The organism is Salinispora sp. CH2A1_6 (assembly GCF_056820975.1).
This window is the reverse complement of sequence record NZ_JBXEDG010000007.1, coordinates 57,350-72,751: the sequence shown is the minus strand read 5'-3', so window position 1 is coordinate 72,751 and position 15,402 is coordinate 57,350. Positions and strand designations below refer to the sequence as shown.

Sequence of the window (15,402 nt, the reverse complement as noted above, 5' to 3'; positions counted from 1 at the left end):
GTGCCCGTGGACGGGACTCCGGCGACGGGCGAGCCGGCGGGGGACGGGGCCTCCGAGGTCCTTCCGTCGCCCGCACCACCGCGACTACCGATCTGGCCGCTGGCGCTGATGTTCGGCCTGGTGCCGATCTGGTGGCTGGCCGGCGCGTTCTATCTGGGCTGGCCGCTGCTGGGCGCGGTGCTGCTGGCCCTGCTGCTGGTTCGGGGTCGGGTTCCGCTGCCGCCGGGCACCGGGATCTGGCTACTCTTCCTCGCCATCGTCCTGGTCAGCGCCACCCGGCTGGGGACGCCCAACGCGGTGTTGACCTTTGGGCTGCGGCTGGCGTTCTACGCCACCGCGCTGGTGGTCGGCGTCTACGTCTACCTGGTGGCCCGCGAGCGGGCCGGAGGCAGCGGGGTGCTCCTGCCCCTCTGCGCGTTCTGGCTCGGGTTGGTGGCGTTGGGCTGGCTGAGCGTCCTCGCCCCCCGGCTCGGCCTGACCACCCCGGTGGAGGTTCTGTTGCCCGGCACGATCGCCGCCGAACCCTTCGTCCATGACATGGTCCACCTCTCCACCGCCGAGTACAGCGCCCGGTCGCTGAACCCGATCTACCGTCCCGCGGCGCCGTACGCGTACACCAACAACTACGGCAGCGCGTATGCGATGGCGTTGCCCGCTGTGGTCGCGGTGATCATGTTGCGGCGGCGCGGGGTGCTGCGCTGGTTGCTGCTCGGGTCGTTGCCGCTCTCCCTGGCACCGGCTTTCCTCACGTTGAACCGAGCGATGTTCCTCAGCCTCGGTGTCGGTCTGCTGGTGCTCGGTGTCCGGGCCGGCCGGCACGGCAACACCCGGGTCACCACCTCGATTGTCGGCGTGTTGCTGGTGGGGCTCCTCGCCACCGTCTTCATCCCGGTCACCCAGCTGATCGGGGACCGGGTCGGAAACAGCGGCACCAACACCGACCGGCTCGCTCTCTACCGCGCGGTGCTGGGGCGGGTCGGTGACTCGCCGTGGCTCGGCTACGGCGCCCCGGCGAACGTCGACACGGTCTCGGCCCAGGCACCGATCGGCACCCAGGGGCAGCTGTGGATGGTGCTGTTCAGCCACGGCATCCCCGCCCTGCTCTGCTTTCTGGCCTGGTTCGTCGTGGCTGCCCGGTGCTGTGCCCGGGCGGCTTCGCCGGCGGGGCAGTGGCTGGCGATCGTCCCGGTGGTGTGCCTGGTGCAGATCCCCTTCTACGGCATGGCCAATCAGAACCTCGCCGTCGCCTTCTACGTGATCGCCTTCGCCATGGCACGTACCGAGGGCGAGTCGGCGTCACGGCCCCGTCCTTTGCTGGACGCTGGTCCGGCTGGTCCGGCACGAGGGCAGCCCCCGCGGCTGCCGACGACGCTTGCTAGGACGGCCGGATGACCGCCGGCACAGCTCCGGCCGCCTCGTCCGGCCCCGACGCGGGTAAGCCGGACGAGGCGGAGCGCCGGGACAGCGCGCGCAGCGGGGTCGCCGGGCTGCTCGGTGCGGCCACCAGCGGCCTCTTCGGCTTTTTCCTTGCGGTGGTGATCACCCGCGGCTACGGCCCCACCGGCTCCGGCGTCTTCTTCGCCGCGATCGGGGTGGTCACAGTGGCCACCGCCGTGTGCACGCTGGGTGCCGAAACCGGTCTGCTGTGGGCGCTGCCGCGCCGCCGCACGGCCGGGGGGTGGCGGGACGCCGCCCGGGTGCTACCGGTGGCCCTACTCCCACCGTTCGTGGTTGCCGCCGTGGTCGCGCTGGCCGGGTTCTTCGCCGCCGACTCCCTGGCGCCCCGGGTGTTCGGCCCGGCCGCCGGGTCGCCGCTGCTGGCGGTGAGCTTCGCCGCCGTCCCGGTGGTCGTCCTCCTGACACTGCTGCTCGCCGCCCTGCGGTGTGTCCGGCCGATTCGGGCGTACGTGTCGGTGCAGTTCTTTCTCCTACCGGTGGCCCGGCCGGTCCTGGTCGGCGGTGCGGTCCTGGTCGGCGGTGGCCTGGTGGCCGGCGTGTCCGCCTGGCTGGCTCCGGCCGCCCTGGCCCTGCTGGTCTGCCTGGCCCTGGTCGTGGGGCCGCTGCACATCGGGCGGGGCGCCCGGCTCCGCCCCGGGCCGCGGGACTGGTCAACCTTCTGGCGGTTCGCGCTGCCCCGGGCCGTCTCGGCCGCCATCGACGCCGGCAACCTGTGGATCGGGGTGCTGTTGACCTCAGCGCTCGCCGGGGCGCAGGAGGCCGGTGTCTTCGGCGCCGTCGGCCGGTACGTCCTCGCCGGCCAGCTCGCCATGCAGGGGCTGCGGGTGACGGTGGCCCCCCGGTTGTCCCGGCTGCTCGGCGCGGGTCAGCCGGCCCTCGCGGCGGCTGTGCACCGGCAGCTGACCACCTGGGGGCTGGTGCTCTCCTGGCCGGTGTACCTGCTGCTCGCTGTCTTCGGGGTGGCCTTTCTCGAACTGTTCGGGCCCGGGTTCACCGCCGGAGCCCCCGCGCTGACCGTCCTCGCCCTGGCCATGCTGGTGCGTACGGGCGTGGGCAACGTGCAGAGCCTGTTGCTGATGGGGGGCCGCAGTGGTCTACACCTGGCCGCCACCCTGGGTGGGCTGCTGGTGACGGTCTCGCTCGGCCTGGTGTTGATCCCCAGGCACGGCGCCACCGGCGCGGCGGTGGCCTGGGCCGCGGGCATCCTCACCGAGAACCTCACTGCCGCGACGTGCGCCTGGCTCGTGGTGCGGCATCCGCTGCTGGACGCGGCGATGCTGCGCGCGGCGGCGATCACCGCCGCCGGGGTGGGCGTGGCCGCCGGGGTGGGCGTGCTGGTCGGGGGGCGGGGCATTCCCGGCCTGCTGGTGGCGGTGGCGGTGCTGGCCGTTGGTGGTGCCGGGACGTTGTCCCGAGTATGGCCCGAACTTCGGGCGAGCCTGAGGCAACTCCGTGCGCGGGAGCCGGCCGTCCCGGCCGACTCCGGCATACCAGAGCAGAAGGAAAGGTGAGGTGCGTCGTGCCGGCGATGCGTGATCGAGTGAAGCAGCTCGTGCCGACTCAGGTGACCGAGCGAGTACGGGACTCCCTCGTCGGCTACGGCGTGCAGACCAGTGACCGACGACCGCTGCCAGATTTCCTCGTCATCGGTACCAAACGGGGCGGGACCACGTCACTGTGGAACTATCTGATCCAGCATCCGTTGGTGCCGCGGCTCTTCCCGGCCTGGAACACAAAGGCCACGCACTACTTCGAGGAGCACTGGCGGCGCGGCGAGGCGTGGTACCGCTCGCACTTTCCGACGACCCGTCACCGGGCGGCGCTCCAGCGGCGGCACGGGGGCCCGGTCCGGGCCGGTGAAGCCGCCCCGCTGTACATGTTCCACCCGCTCGCCGCCGAGCGGGTCGCCGCGCTCATGCCGTCGGTCAAGCTGGTCGTGCTGCTGCGGGATCCGGTGCAGCGGGCCTACTCGCACTGGAAGGAGCGGCGCACCCACGGCATCGAGCCGCTGGACTTCGCCGCCGCCCTCGGCGCCGAGCAGGAGCGCACCGCGGGGGAGCGGGAGCGGCTGGTGGCCGAGCCGGAGTACGTCAGCGAGGCGTACGACTGGTACACCTACCGGGCCCGGGGCCGCTACCTCGAGCACCTTGAGCCGTGGCTGGACCGGTTCGACCGTACGCAGTTCCTCTTCCTACGCAGCGAAGATCTCTATCGAGACGCCCGGTCAACGTACGGCCGTACCCTGTCCTTCCTCGGGCTGCCGGCGTACGACCTGGCGAGTTTCCGGGTCTACAACGACCGTCGCTCCGCACCGCTGGAGCCGGAGCTTCAGGCGGAGCTGACGGCCTACTACCGCCCCTACAACGACGCGCTGCGGCAGCGGCTCGGAATGGACTTTGACTGGCCGGACGGCGCCGTATGACTGAATCGGTCACTGCCTCCGCCGACCCGCGTACCCGTACTGACGGGTTGGGCTGGGTCACCCGGGCGGTCTTCGGTGTTGAGCGGGTCGGGCTCACCGTGGACGGCCGGCCGCCGACCGCGCACCGGGCAGTAGCGCGGTACGCGATTGTGCCCTCTGTGGAGCGGGCCCGGTTCCTGTTGCCGCTGGGCTCCAAGCGGGCAACGGCTGCGTCGCTGTTGGCGTACAACGCGCTGCGACCGCCCCGGGTGCGGGCGGCGCGGGCGGCTCTCGGTGGGTTCGCCCGGCTCGGTGGGCTGGAGTTGGCCCGGTTCTCGGTCCTGACAGTGTCGCTGCCCGAAGCGGTCGATGCGGTCGCCGCGGACGAGGCGCTGCTTGTGCACCGACTCGCCGCCCTGCAGGGCTGGGGACCCGCGTACGCGGCGTGTGGGGTGCGACCGCCGGATCCGAACCACAAGCCGACGCTGCAACTGTTTGCCCCGGAAGGTCGTCCGCTGGGCTTCGCGAAGATCGGCTGGAACGATGCCACCCGGGCCCTGGTGACCACTGAGGCGGCGGCCCTGCGGGAACTTCCCGCGCTGGCTCGGGTGCCGGAGCACCCGGTGGCGCCGCGACTGCTGGCCGAGCTTCGGTGGGCCGGTCGCTCCGTCGCGTTGGTGGAGCCGCTGCCGCCCGCGGTCCGCGGGCTGTCCAGCACCGCCGAGCCCGAGGTCGCCGCGGTGCTCGCGGTGGCTCGCCGGGGCCACCCGCCTGCCCGGCGCCGGCCACTGGCCGGATCGAGCTTCCTGGCCCGCCTCACCCGGACCGCGCACCGGGCCGCCGCCACGATGCCGGCCGATCCCCGGGTGGTCGCGGCGGTGGCCGGGCTCGCTTCGCAGCACGGGGAGACCCGGGTCGAGTTTGGGCACTGGCATGGCGACTGGGTTCCGTGGAACCTTGGTCGGGATGCCGGCCGGCTGGTCGCCTGGGATTGGGAGCACAGCGCCCCGGACGTCCCGCTCGGCTTCGACCTGGCGCATGACGCGTTCCAGCGGGCCCTGGTGCTGCGGGGTTCCTCCGCCGCCGTCGCGGCCGACGCTGTTGACCTCCAACTTCGACGGTACGGCGACGCGCTCGGCCTGAACCGGGCCGGGCAGCGTCTGGTGGCTGACACGTACCTGCTGGAGCTGTGGTTGCGGACCTGGCGCCTGGCCAACGCCGGGGCGGGTTGGAACCCCGCGCTGCACCCCGCTCTGCTGGAGCTTTTCGGGCAGCGGGACCACCGGTGACAGCCCGGTTGCCCGATGCCCCCACGGCGCGATACGTGATCTGCTTTCGCACATCATCGATCGCATCTGAGGCGAAAAGAGTCGATGAGGCTTGCATGGAGCCGTATGCCAAAGAAAGTGAACGGTGAAGCTTGCATGGAGACGTACCCCGAGGGTCGCGGTGACTCCCCGGTCCTGCTGCTCGTCGGATCGAGCGGTGGGCACTTGGCCCAGCTACTGGCGCTGCGCTCCTGGTACGAGCGCTGGCACCGCTGCTGGGTAACCTTCGACACCCCGGACGCGCTCTCCCAGCTTGCGGGGGAAGAGGTTGTCTCGGCGCACCACCCGACCACCCGCAACGTGCCCAACCTGGTGCGCAACGCGCTCCTGGCGGTGCGGGTGCTGCGGCGGCGTCGGGTGGCGGCGGTGGTGACGACTGGAGCCGGGGTTGCGGTGCCGTTCGTGGTGTTCGCCTGGCTGCGGCGAATTCCCACCGTCTATGTCGAGGTGTACGACCGGATCGACACCCCGACCCTGACCGCGCGCCTGTGTCGCCCGTTCCTGTCCGCGATGCTTGTGCAGTGGGAGGAGCAACGTCGGCACTACCCGGAGGCGACTGTGGTGGGGCCGCTGCTGTGAGCGTGGAGAGTGCGGGCGGCGCGACGACGCGCGATGCCAGGTTTCGTCAACCCGGGTGGAGGGGGATTCGGTGAGTACGGAGCGAGTCGTAGCGCCGGTGGGGTCCGAGTTCGGTCGTGTTCCCCGGCAACGGAATCGGCCTGGTGTCGGTCGGGCGCAGGTGTTGGTCATGGTCGGTACCGACAAGCATCCGTTTGACCGGCTGGTCGACTGGCTTCGGAGTTGGCAACCCACAGTCTCCGATCGAGTAGTGCTAGCCGTCCAACATGGTCACACCGGAGCGGACGACGTTCCCGGGGCGGTTCCCTTCCTGGGGCACGCTGAGCTTCAAGCGGCGATCTCCGCGGCCGACCTTGTGATCTGTCACGGTGGCCCGGCCACTATCCTGGAGGCGCGCCGGCATGGCCGGGTGCCGATCGTGGTCCCCCGGGATCCGTCCCACGGCGAGCACGTTGACGACCACCAGCTGCGGTTCGCGCGGCGACTCGGGGCGGCGGGCCTGGTGGTGGTGTGCGAGACCCGGGCGGCGCTGGTGGCGGCGCTCACCGCTGGCCTGGCCGAGCCGTCCCGGTTCGTCGTCCGGGCTGACCCCGATTCGGCCCGGGCGCGGGCGGCCGCCGTGGCCCGGGTCGGGGAGATCGTGGAAGACCTGGTGGTCGCGGCGAACGGCCGACGAGGATGGTGGCGGCCGTGGTCACGGTCGCCCCGGAGTGGAGCGCGAGGATGACCGCACTGCCGCGGGTGACCGCACTGCCGAGGGTGAGTGCCGTGGTGCCCACCCGGGACCGCCCGGAGTTGCTGCGGGCCGCGGTCCGCACCATCCTCGACCAGGACTATCCGGGTGAGCTCGAGGTGGTCGTCGTGTACGACCGTTCGGAGCCGGATCCGACCCTGACCGAGCTGTCCCGACCGGGTCGACTGGTCCGGATCACCGAGAACGGCCGGACTCCTGGCCTCGCGGGTGCCCGCAACACCGGCACCCTGGCCGCCACCGGCGAGCTGATCGCCTTCTGCGACGACGACGACGAGTGGCTGCCCGACAAGCTGTCGGCACAGGTTGCGGCGCTCACCACCACTCCGGGCGCCGAGTTCGTCTCGTGTGGCATCCGGGTGAGCTACGACGGACACACCGTCGATCGGTCGTTGTCCCGTGACCGGATCACCTTCGCCGACCTGCTGCGGGATCGGATGACCGAGCTGCACCCGTCGACGTTCCTCATCCGCGCCGCGGCTCTCCACGACGGCTTCGGGCTGGTCGACGAGGAGATTCCGGGCAGCTACGCGGAGGACTACGAGTTTCTGCTGCGGGCCGCCCGCAGCGCACCGTTGGTCAATCTGCGCACCCCGCTGGTGCTGGTGCGTTGGCACAAACGTTCGTACTTCGCGCAGCGCTGGGACACCATCTCGGAGGCGTTGCAGTGGCTGCTGGAGCGCTACCCGGAGTTCGGCACCCAGCCGGCCGGTGCGGCCCGGGTGGCGGGGCAGATCGCCTTCGCGCGCGCTGCGTCCGGTGACCGCCAGGGCGCGCTGAGCTGGGCCCACCGCACCCTCCGGTTCAATCCGCGCGAGCCACGGGCCTACCTGGCGCTCGCGGTGGCCGGGCGGGTGGTCCGGGCGGACGCGGTGCTGCGCACGCTACACAAGCGCGGCCGGGGCATCTGAGCCCGCAGGCCACCCCCGCCATCCGTATCGAGCGTCTGCTCGGCCGCACCACATCGCTGATCGCCATTCAACAATCAACCTCGGCGTGACCGGTGCGCGGGCTAACCAAGGTCGAGGTCATGGGGGTGCGGTGTTGCGCGCTCATTGCGGGAGTCATTAAGGAATGCGCGACACCGACTTGAGGTGAGCGGAATTGAAGTGGGTGGATTAATCTATCCAGCGGTCGGTGCGTCAGCGGGCGTTCTTCCGTCTGGCTACCGACACAGCCACCGCAGCACTTTTCTTGGCGCGGATGAACGGGTCTTCCACAAGGCCGTTCCAGCCTTGCTTCGGTGGCGCATGCACCGTCGGGCGCGGGTCCGCATCGATCGCCCGGATCTGCGGCCGGAACCGGGTGTGGACTTCCGGCTGGGTGTTGGGTGGCGAGGGCTGCTGGTGCACGAGGTGCGAGCCTTCTCGCGGCCGGATTCCGTGACGGCGCGAATGGCTGGGCCGCTGGGGCGGTTCGTGCAGGATGTCATCACGTCGAGATACCTTGGCGCGATGCGGTCCCTGTCCCGGGTTGATTGACCGGCTCCCACCTCCGGCCACCACTCCCGACGGCCGGGAGCGGCCTACGGCGGCGGCTGATCCCCGTCGCTGCGGTGTTCTCGGCGTTCGGCCGAGGCTGCCCGTAGTCGTTCTGACCACTGGGGGGTCATCGCCGGGTCGAAGATCCGGGCGACCAGGACGTCCGTTGACGAGTGCGCCAGGATCGACAAGACGACGGTCAGCGCCACCAGGTGGAACACCTCGTCCCCAGCGGCGATACCGGCCTGGAGCACGAGCAGACCGTAGACCACTGAGGCGAAGCCCTTCGGGCCGAACCACATGGCGGCGAACTGCTCGGTGCGGCTCAGCTTCGAACCGATGAACGACACCGCGAGGGCGAGCGGGCGGGCGATCACGATGGCCAGCACCGCGAAGACCCATCCGGTCCAGTTGATCTCGCTGAGGAACTCGACCGAGATCAGCGCGCCGAACACCAGCAGGGCGGCGAGTTTGAACACTTCGGCGATCAACTCGCCGAAGTGTTCGAAGCTCTCCCGTTGTCGCTGGCCGAAGGTGGCCACGGTGACACCGGCGGCGAACGCGGCGAGGAACAGGTTGGCGTGGGTGATCAGCCCCAGGGCCAGCACCAGCAGGCCGATCGCCACGCCGTTGAGGGGCTCGTACTTGGTGGAGGCGGAGAAGTACCGCCCCTTCTCCAGTCGCAGGGCGAGCCATGGCACCGCCACCCCGATCACCAGGCCCAGGAGCAGCTCGGTCCCCAGCTCGTCGAGGTGCAGGTCGCCGGAGCCCTCCACGACCGCCAGGAAGAGGATGACGAACGGCAACGCGAGGCCGTCGTTGATGCCGGATTCGACGTTGAGCAGGTGCCGCAGTCGGCGTGGAACGCCCACGTTGCCGACCAGGGCGGCGGCGAAGACCGGGTCGGTGGGGGCGAGGACCGCCCCGATCAGCAGCGCCTCCGGCCAGTCGAGCCCGGCTACGTAGTGCGCCAGGACGGCGGTGATCAGCAGGGTCAGCGGCAGTCCCCAACCGAGCGCCCGCCCGGGTAGCCGCCATGCCAGGCGTAGGTCGGCGAAACCGACCCGCATGCCGTCGGTGAAGAGCACGGTGAACAGCGCCAGCTCCGCGAGCGTGGCGACGAGGTCGCTGTCGGCGGTGATGTTCAGGACGCCGGTGGTGTCCGGGCCGAGCAGGATGCCGGCGAGGAGGAAGAGCACGGCGGTGGAGAGGATGCTGCGGTGCGCGAGGCTGGACAGCAGGACAGCCAGCAGCAGCACGGCTGCGAACGCGAGGAGCAGCACCGGGGCCTCCGGGTGGGTCGAAACCACGTCGTCGCCGACCAGACTTCCGGGAGGCCGCCATGATCGTACGGATTCGCCGCCAACGGGGTGATCGTGACCGTTCAACGGACACTCGTGTCCGCAGGGCGGGCCGGGCCGGGTGTGGCACCTGGCGCCCACCGGGCGTGCCAGACTGACTGTTGTGTTGCGCTGGTTGACTGCAGGGGAATCGCACGGTCCCGCCCTCGTCGCGTTGCTCGAGGGGGTCCCGGCCGGGGTCAAGGTGACCACCGAGGAGATCGCTGGTGAGCTGGCCCGGCGTCGCCTCGGCTACGGCCGTGGTGCCCGAATGGCGTTCGAACAGGACGAGATCGAGATCATCGGTGGGCTGCGGCATGGGGTGACCCTGGGCAGTCCGGTGGCGATCCGGGTCGGCAACTCCGAGTGGCCCAAGTGGCGCACGGTGATGGCGGCCGACCCGGTCGACCCGGCGGAGCTGGCCGGGCAGGCGCGTAACGCGCCGTTGACCCGTCCCCGACCGGGGCACGCCGACCTGGCCGGCATGCAGAAGTACGGGCACACCGACGCCCGCCCGATCCTCGAGCGGGCCAGCGCCCGGGAGACGGCTGCCCGGGTCGCCGTCGGCACCGTCGCCAAGGCCCTGCTCCGGCAGTCGCTGGGCATCGAGGTCGTCTCGCACGTCGTGGAGCTGGGGTCAGTCGCGACGAAACCGGGGTTGCGACCCAGCCCGGCCGACGCCGAGCGGATCGACGCGGACCCGCTGCGCTGTCTGGACCCGGAGGCGAGCCTCCGGATGGTCGCCGAGGTGGACGCCGCAAAGAAGGACGCCGACACGCTCGGCGGCGTGGTCGAGGTGCTGGCGTACGGGGTGCCCCCGGGACTCGGCAGCCACGTGCAGTGGGACCGGAAGCTGGACGCCCGGCTGGCCACCGCGCTGATGTCCATTCAGGCGATCAAGGGGGTGGAGATCGGCGACGGCTGGCAGCAGGCGCGTTCCCGGGGCTCCGTCGCGCACGACGAGATCATCCCCACCGCGACCGGTGTGCGGCGGGTCACCGACCGGGCCGGCGGCCTGGAGGGGGGCATCACCACCGGTGAGCCGTTGCGGGTGCGGGCCGCGATGAAGCCGATCTCCTCCCTGAACCGCGCGCTGTCGACGGTGGATGTCACCTCTGGTGAGCCCGCCACCGCGATCAATCAACGCTCGGACGTTTGCGCGGTGCCGGCCGCGGGAGTCGTCGCCGAGGCGATGGTGGCGCTGGTGCTGGCCGAGGCGGCGGTGGAGAAGCTCGGCGGCGACTCGGTGGCCGAGCAGCGCCGCAACCTCGCCGGCTACCTCGACGCGCTGGTTGTCCGCTGATGGCGCCGGTCTGTGTGTTGGTGGGCCCGCCCGGCTCGGGCAAGACCACCGTCGGGCGAGCCCTCGCCGAGCTGCTCGGGGTGGAGTTCCGGGACACCGACCTGGACATCGAGGCGACGGCGGGCAAGCCGATCTCGGAGATTTTCATCGACGAGGGGGAGGAGCACTTCCGTACCCTCGAACGGGCGGCGGTGGCGACGGCGCTCGCCGCCGGCAGTGGCGTGCTCGCCCTCGGCGGTGGTGCCGTGCTCGCCGAACAGACCCGGGCCGTGCTGACCGGCCACACCGTCGTGTATCTGTCGGTGGAGCTGCCCGACGCGGTACGCCGGGTCGGGCTCGGTGCGGGTCGACCCCTGCTCGCGGTCAACCCGCGGGCCACCCTCAAGCACCTGCTGGAGCAGCGCCGCCCGCACTACGCGGCGGTGGCGACGGCGACGGTGGTGACCGACGGCCGCACGCCGGAGCAGCTAGCGGCCGAGGTCGCCGCGCTGCTCCCCGCCTGACGGGCGGGCCGGCGGCTGCGGGACGCGATCGTGCGTCGGGCCGGCCGGGCGGCGGCCAACGGTTCCGGGTCCACTTCCATTCGGTCCCGGTCCCGGTCCGGTTCCGGCCCGGGTTCCGGGACGCTTCGACCGTCGCCGCCACCGACACGGCCGGCTCGGTTAGGCTGCGCGCGATGGACGAGATTACTCGAATCCCGGTTGGCGGTGACCAGCCGTACGACGTGTTGGTGGGGCGTGACCTGCCAGACCTGCCGCGGTTGCTGCCGGGCGCGGAGCGGCTGGCCGTGCTGTACGCGTCGCCGATGCAGGGCTGGGCCGAGCAGCTGGCGGAGCGGACCCGGGCGGATGGGGTGTCGCCGCTGCTGGTCGAGGTGCCGGACGCGGAGGCGGGTAAGCAGATCGAGGTCGCTGCCAGCTGTTGGGAACGGCTCGGTGCGGCGGGCTTCACCCGCGCCGACGCAGTCGTTGGGGTGGGCGGCGGCGCGGTTACCGACCTGGCTGGCTTCGTCGCGGCCTGCTGGCTGCGCGGGGTGCGCTGGGTGCCGGTGGCGACGTCGTTGCTGGGCATGGTGGACGCGGCGGTAGGGGGCAAGACCGGAATCAATACCTCGGCCGGTAAGAACCTGGTCGGTGCCTTCCACCCCCCGGCCGGGGTGATCTGTGACCTGACCGCGCTGGACAGCCTCTCCCCGGCCGACCTGGCCGCGGGAATGGCCGAGGTGGTCAAGTGTGGCTTCATCGCCGACCCGGTGATCCTTGACCTGGTCGAGCGGGAGCCCGCCGTCGCCATGGACCCGGCGGGGTCGGTGCTCCGGGAGCTGATCGAGCGGGCGATCCGGGTCAAGGCGCAGGTCGTCGCGGGGGACCTTCGCGAGTCGGGGGCCCGGGAGATATTGAACTACGGGCACACCCTGGCGCACGCCATCGAGAAGGTGGAGGGCTACCGCTGGCGGCACGGCCACGCGGTCGCGGTGGGGCTGGTCTACGCGGCGGCCCTGGCCCAGCTCGAGGGCCGGCTGGACGCGCAGACCGCGCAGCGGCACCGGGCGGTGGTGGGTGCGCTCGGCCTGCCCATCGGATATCGGGCAGAGGCCTGGCCGGAGCTGCTCGCCACGATGCGGGTGGACAAGAAGGCGCGGGGCAGCATCCTGCGTTTCGTCGTACTGGCCGGGCTCGCCCGCCCGACGATTCTCGCGGCGCCCTCCGACGAGTTGCTGCACGCCGCCTACCAGGAGATCGCCGAATGAGGGTGTACGTGCTCAACGGGCCCAACCTGGGCCGCCTGGGCACCCGGCAACCGGAGGTCTACGGCACCACCACCTACGCCGACCTCGTCGAGCTGTGCCAGCAGACCGGGCGGGAGCTGGGGCTGGAGGTGGTCGTCCGGCAGACCGACGCCGAGCACGAGCTGCTCGGCTGGCTGCATGAGGCTGCTGACCTGGGCGCCTGCGTGGTACTCAATCCGGCCGCCTGGTCGCACTACTCGGTCGCGGTACGGGACGCCTGCGCCCTGCTGCGTGCCCCGTTGGTGGAGGTGCACCTCTCCAACATCCATTCCCGGGAGGCGTTCCGGCACCACTCGGTGGTCTCGGCGGTGGCGACCGGGGTGATCTGTGGGCTGGGCGTGGATGGCTATCGCCTGGCCCTGCACCACCTGGCGGCCCGGGTCCGCTGATCGTCGGCGTGGCCGGGGCTTGCTCGGGCGAGCCTGCCCAATCGCGGCCTAGTAGACTTGCCGGGTCTGTCCGCCACCTTATGATCAAGGCAGGAAATGGCCACCACCAACGACCTGAAAAACGGCATGGTACTCAACCTCGACGGTGAGCTCTGGGCCGTCGTCGAGTTCCAGCACGTCAAGCCCGGAAAGGGTGGTGCGTTCGTGCGCACCACGCTGAAGAACGTGCTCTCCGGCAAGGTGGTCGACAAGACCTTCAATGCGGGCACCAAGGTCGAGACCGCGACCGTCGACAAGCGTACGATGCAGTACCTGTACGCCGACGGCGAGGACTTCGTCTTCATGGACCTGGAGACGTTCGACCAGATCAATGTGCTCGGCGACACGGTCGGCGAGGCGGCGAACTATCTGCTGCCCGAGGCCGAGGCGACGGTCGCCACCCACGAGGGGGTGCCGCTCTTCGTGGAGCTGCCGACCAGCGTGGTGCTCGAGATCACGTACACCGAGCCGGGACTCCAGGGAGACCGTTCGACCGGTGGTAGTAAGCCGGCCACGGTCGAGACCGGCGCGACCGTGCAGGTGCCGCTCTTCATCACCACCGGCGAGAAGATCAAGGTCGACACCCGCGACGGCCGTTACCTCGGCCGCGCCTGATGGCCGAGGGGCCCAAGCAGCAGATGCCGGCGCGTCGCAAGGCGCGCAAACGGGCGCTGGACGTGCTCTTCGAGGCGGACCTGCGGGGCCGTCCACCGGTCGAGGTGCTCGCCGGCTACGTGGAGCGGATCGAGAAGCCCCGGCCCGAGCATCTGGGATACGCGGTCGGCCTGGTTGAGGGGGTTGCTGCCCACCTGGACCGGGTTGACGAGCTGATCGCCAGCTACGCCGAGGGGTGGACGCTGGACCGGATGCCGACCGTTGATCGGAATCTTGCTCGGATCGCGGTCTACGAGCTGCTCTACGTGGACGAGATCGACGACGCGGTGGCGATCAGCGAGGCGGTGGAGTTGGCCCGGCAGATGTCGACCGACGATTCACCGCGGTTCCTCAACGGCATCCTCGGCCGGATCGCGGAATACGCCACCCGGTAGCCGCCACCGGGGTTGCTGGCTCGGAAGCGAGGCGGCCGGAAACGAGACCGGATAGTCGAAAAGGGGGCCCGTGCCGATCGGCACGGGCCCCCTTTTCGGGTGGCGCTCCTCAGGAGGCGAAGAACGCCCGGGGGTCGGCGACGAGGACGCCGTGCTCGTTCAGCCGTTCGATCAGGCCGGACGGCGAGGCGTCGTAGACGATCGCCAGGGCGCGCAGGTCGTCGGCGCGGATCGACAGCACCCGGCCGTTGTAGTCGCCGCGCTGCTGCTGGATCGCGCGGGCGTACCGGGCGACGTAGGCGAGGTCCTCCGAGGCCTCGTCGTAGAGCCGCTCGAGGTCCAGCACGATCTTGCTGGTTGGTTCGTGGCGGACGCCACTGCCGTCAGGCAGTAGCTCGGAGACGGGAACACGGTAGAAGTCGGCCAGCTCGGCCAGGCGGGACACGGTGACGGCTCGGTCGCCGCGCTCGTATGAGCCAACCACGACGGCCTTCCACCGTCCGTTGGACTTTTCCTCTACGCCCTGCAGGGACAGGCCCTGCTGCTGGCGAATGGAGCGCAGGCGGGCGCCCAGCGACTTGGCGTACTCAGAGGGCATTCGGACACTCCCAGTGCTGCTCGGGGTTCTCCCGTCGATCGCTACGGAGCGTGACGGTACGGGGATTGGGACAGCCGGTCAAGTGGTCGTGAACTTTCCTGTTTCATCCTGGGGGAGTTGTCCCGGTTTCGCCGTTCTGTTGTCGGGCCCTCGGCCGGCGACGGTCGAGACGGTGACCACTGGTAACGTTGCCGGAAGCCCCGGCTCGGTCCGTTCGCGGTCCGCGCCGGTCACTCCGACATCCTTTAACGACCCGTCCCGTGAGGCGGGGAAGGAGGTCTGCCGTGGCCTACCCACCGGCTGCCCACTCGCCGACCACCCGACAACCCTCGGTGAAGGTGATACTCACCAGCGCCGACGTGCAGCGCGTGGTTGATCGCATCGCCCACCAGATCCTCGAGAAGACCCAGGGCGCCCAACAGACCGTTCTGCTCGGGATCCCCACCCGGGGAGTGCCGCTCGCCCGGCGGCTCGCCGCCCGGATCAGTGCCTTCGAGGGGGTGGACGTCCCGGTCGGTGTGCTCGACATCACCCTCTACCGGGACGACCTGCGGCAGCACGCCACCCGCGCGATCGGCCCCACCGATGTTCCCGCTGGCGGCATCGACGGTCGGCGGGTCGTACTCGTCGACGATGTCCTCTTCTCCGGCCGAACCGTGCGGGCGGCGCTCGACGCGCTGAACGACGTCGGCCGTCCCGCCTCGGTCCAACTCGCCGTCCTGGTCGATCGCGGACACCGGGAGCTGCCCATCCGCGCCGACTACGTGGGTAAGAACATCCCGACCGCCCTCGCGGAGAGCGTCCGGGTCACCCTGGCGGAGCCCGACGGCGTGGACGAGGTCCGGCTCTACGGCGGTGACCGGTGAGCCCGCGGGGCGCGGCGCGGCGCCGCCTGCT

At 70.9% G+C, this 15,402-nt stretch carries 17 protein-coding genes; 15 read left to right on the top strand and 2 right to left on the bottom strand.

The window, feature by feature from the left end; all coding sequences use genetic code 11:
* Nucleotides 1–6: 6 nt before the first annotated feature.
* The 8 genes from AC1UKG_RS12265 (at nt 7) to AC1UKG_RS12230 (ending at nt 7,998) form a co-directional block, all read left to right on the top strand.
* The gene (locus AC1UKG_RS12265; RefSeq protein ID WP_018743990.1) at nt 7–1,392 is read left to right on the top strand and encodes an O-antigen ligase family protein; all 1,386 of its coding nucleotides are present in this window, start codon (nt 7–9) and stop codon (nt 1,390–1,392) included.
* Nucleotides 1,389–2,969: a lipopolysaccharide biosynthesis protein gene (locus tag AC1UKG_RS12260; RefSeq protein ID WP_482642916.1), complete on the top strand. Its 1,581-nt coding sequence runs from the start codon at nt 1,389–1,391 to the stop codon at nt 2,967–2,969. Before AC1UKG_RS12265 ends, AC1UKG_RS12260 begins: the two co-directional genes overlap by 4 nt.
* Before the next feature lie 8 nt (nt 2,970–2,977).
* Nucleotides 2,978–3,880 (top strand): sulfotransferase domain-containing protein, encoded by a 903-nt coding sequence (locus AC1UKG_RS12255; protein ID WP_482642915.1) that lies wholly within the window; start codon nt 2,978–2,980, stop codon nt 3,878–3,880.
* Nucleotides 3,877–5,148, top strand: coding sequence for a hypothetical protein (locus AC1UKG_RS12250; RefSeq protein WP_482642914.1), 1,272 nt, complete (start codon nt 3,877–3,879; stop codon nt 5,146–5,148). The genes AC1UKG_RS12255 and AC1UKG_RS12250 overlap by 4 nt, the downstream gene beginning before the upstream one ends.
* Nucleotides 5,149–5,283: 135 nt before the next feature.
* Nucleotides 5,284–5,766 (top strand): glycosyltransferase family protein, encoded by a 483-nt coding sequence (locus AC1UKG_RS12245; RefSeq protein ID WP_018722790.1) that lies wholly within the window; start codon nt 5,284–5,286, stop codon nt 5,764–5,766.
* A 160-nt stretch (nt 5,767–5,926) separates the two neighbouring features.
* Nucleotides 5,927–6,493 carry a glycosyltransferase gene (locus tag AC1UKG_RS12240; protein WP_018743994.1) on the top strand — a complete coding sequence of 189 codons (567 nt, stop codon included), beginning with the start codon at nt 5,927–5,929 and terminating at the stop codon, nt 6,491–6,493.
* Complete coding sequence (locus AC1UKG_RS12235) at nt 6,445–7,428, top strand: glycosyltransferase family A protein (RefSeq protein ID WP_018743995.1); 984 nt, start codon at nt 6,445–6,447, stop codon at nt 7,426–7,428. Before AC1UKG_RS12240 ends, AC1UKG_RS12235 begins: the two co-directional genes overlap by 49 nt.
* Before the next feature lie 183 nt (nt 7,429–7,611).
* Entirely contained in the window at nt 7,612–7,998 is a 387-nt protein-coding gene (locus tag AC1UKG_RS12230; protein WP_482642913.1) for a DUF1990 family protein, read from the top strand.
* Between the two features lie 44 nt (nt 7,999–8,042).
* Here AC1UKG_RS12230 and AC1UKG_RS12225 read toward each other — a convergent pair whose 3' ends face one another.
* A complete protein-coding gene (locus AC1UKG_RS12225) occupies nt 8,043–9,308 on the bottom strand; it encodes a cation:proton antiporter domain-containing protein (RefSeq protein WP_018743997.1) in 1,266 nt (421 codons plus the stop codon).
* A 154-nt stretch (nt 9,309–9,462) separates the two neighbouring features.
* On the opposite strand from AC1UKG_RS12225, the gene aroC reads away from it, so the two are divergent.
* From aroC to nusB, 6 genes are all read left to right on the top strand, one after another.
* On the top strand, nt 9,463–10,641 hold the full coding sequence (aroC, locus tag AC1UKG_RS12220; protein WP_018814044.1) for a chorismate synthase: 1,179 nt from the start codon (nt 9,463–9,465) through the stop codon (nt 10,639–10,641).
* Nucleotides 10,641–11,144, top strand: coding sequence for a shikimate kinase (locus tag AC1UKG_RS12215; RefSeq protein ID WP_018743999.1), 504 nt, complete (start codon nt 10,641–10,643; stop codon nt 11,142–11,144). Before aroC ends, AC1UKG_RS12215 begins: the two co-directional genes overlap by 1 nt.
* A gap of 173 nt (nt 11,145–11,317) precedes the next feature.
* Nucleotides 11,318–12,391, top strand: a complete 1,074-nt coding sequence (aroB, locus tag AC1UKG_RS12210; RefSeq protein WP_018814043.1) for a 3-dehydroquinate synthase — start codon at nt 11,318–11,320, stop codon at nt 12,389–12,391.
* Nucleotides 12,388–12,819, top strand: coding sequence for a type II 3-dehydroquinate dehydratase (gene aroQ / locus AC1UKG_RS12205; RefSeq protein ID WP_018740283.1), 432 nt, complete (start codon nt 12,388–12,390; stop codon nt 12,817–12,819). The genes aroB and aroQ overlap by 4 nt, the downstream gene beginning before the upstream one ends.
* A 96-nt stretch (nt 12,820–12,915) precedes the next feature.
* Entirely contained in the window at nt 12,916–13,473 is a 558-nt protein-coding gene (gene efp / locus AC1UKG_RS12200) for an elongation factor P (protein WP_018730003.1), read from the top strand.
* Between the two features lie 23 nt (nt 13,474–13,496).
* Complete coding sequence (nusB, locus tag AC1UKG_RS12195) at nt 13,497–13,907, top strand: transcription antitermination factor NusB (RefSeq protein ID WP_180199258.1); 411 nt, start codon at nt 13,497–13,499, stop codon at nt 13,905–13,907.
* Nucleotides 13,908–14,016: 109 nt separating this feature from the next.
* Here the strand turns inward: nusB and bldD are convergent, their stop codons facing one another.
* The gene (bldD, locus tag AC1UKG_RS12190) at nt 14,017–14,505 is read right to left on the bottom strand and encodes a transcriptional regulator BldD (RefSeq protein WP_011905744.1); all 489 of its coding nucleotides are present in this window, start codon (nt 14,503–14,505) and stop codon (nt 14,017–14,019) included.
* Nucleotides 14,506–14,789: 284 nt separating this feature from the next.
* On the opposite strand from bldD, the gene pyrR reads away from it, so the two are divergent.
* On the top strand, nt 14,790–15,371 hold the full coding sequence (gene pyrR / locus AC1UKG_RS12185) for a bifunctional pyr operon transcriptional regulator/uracil phosphoribosyltransferase PyrR (protein WP_018744001.1): 582 nt from the start codon (nt 14,790–14,792) through the stop codon (nt 15,369–15,371).
* Nucleotides 15,372–15,402: the final 31 nt, after the last annotated feature.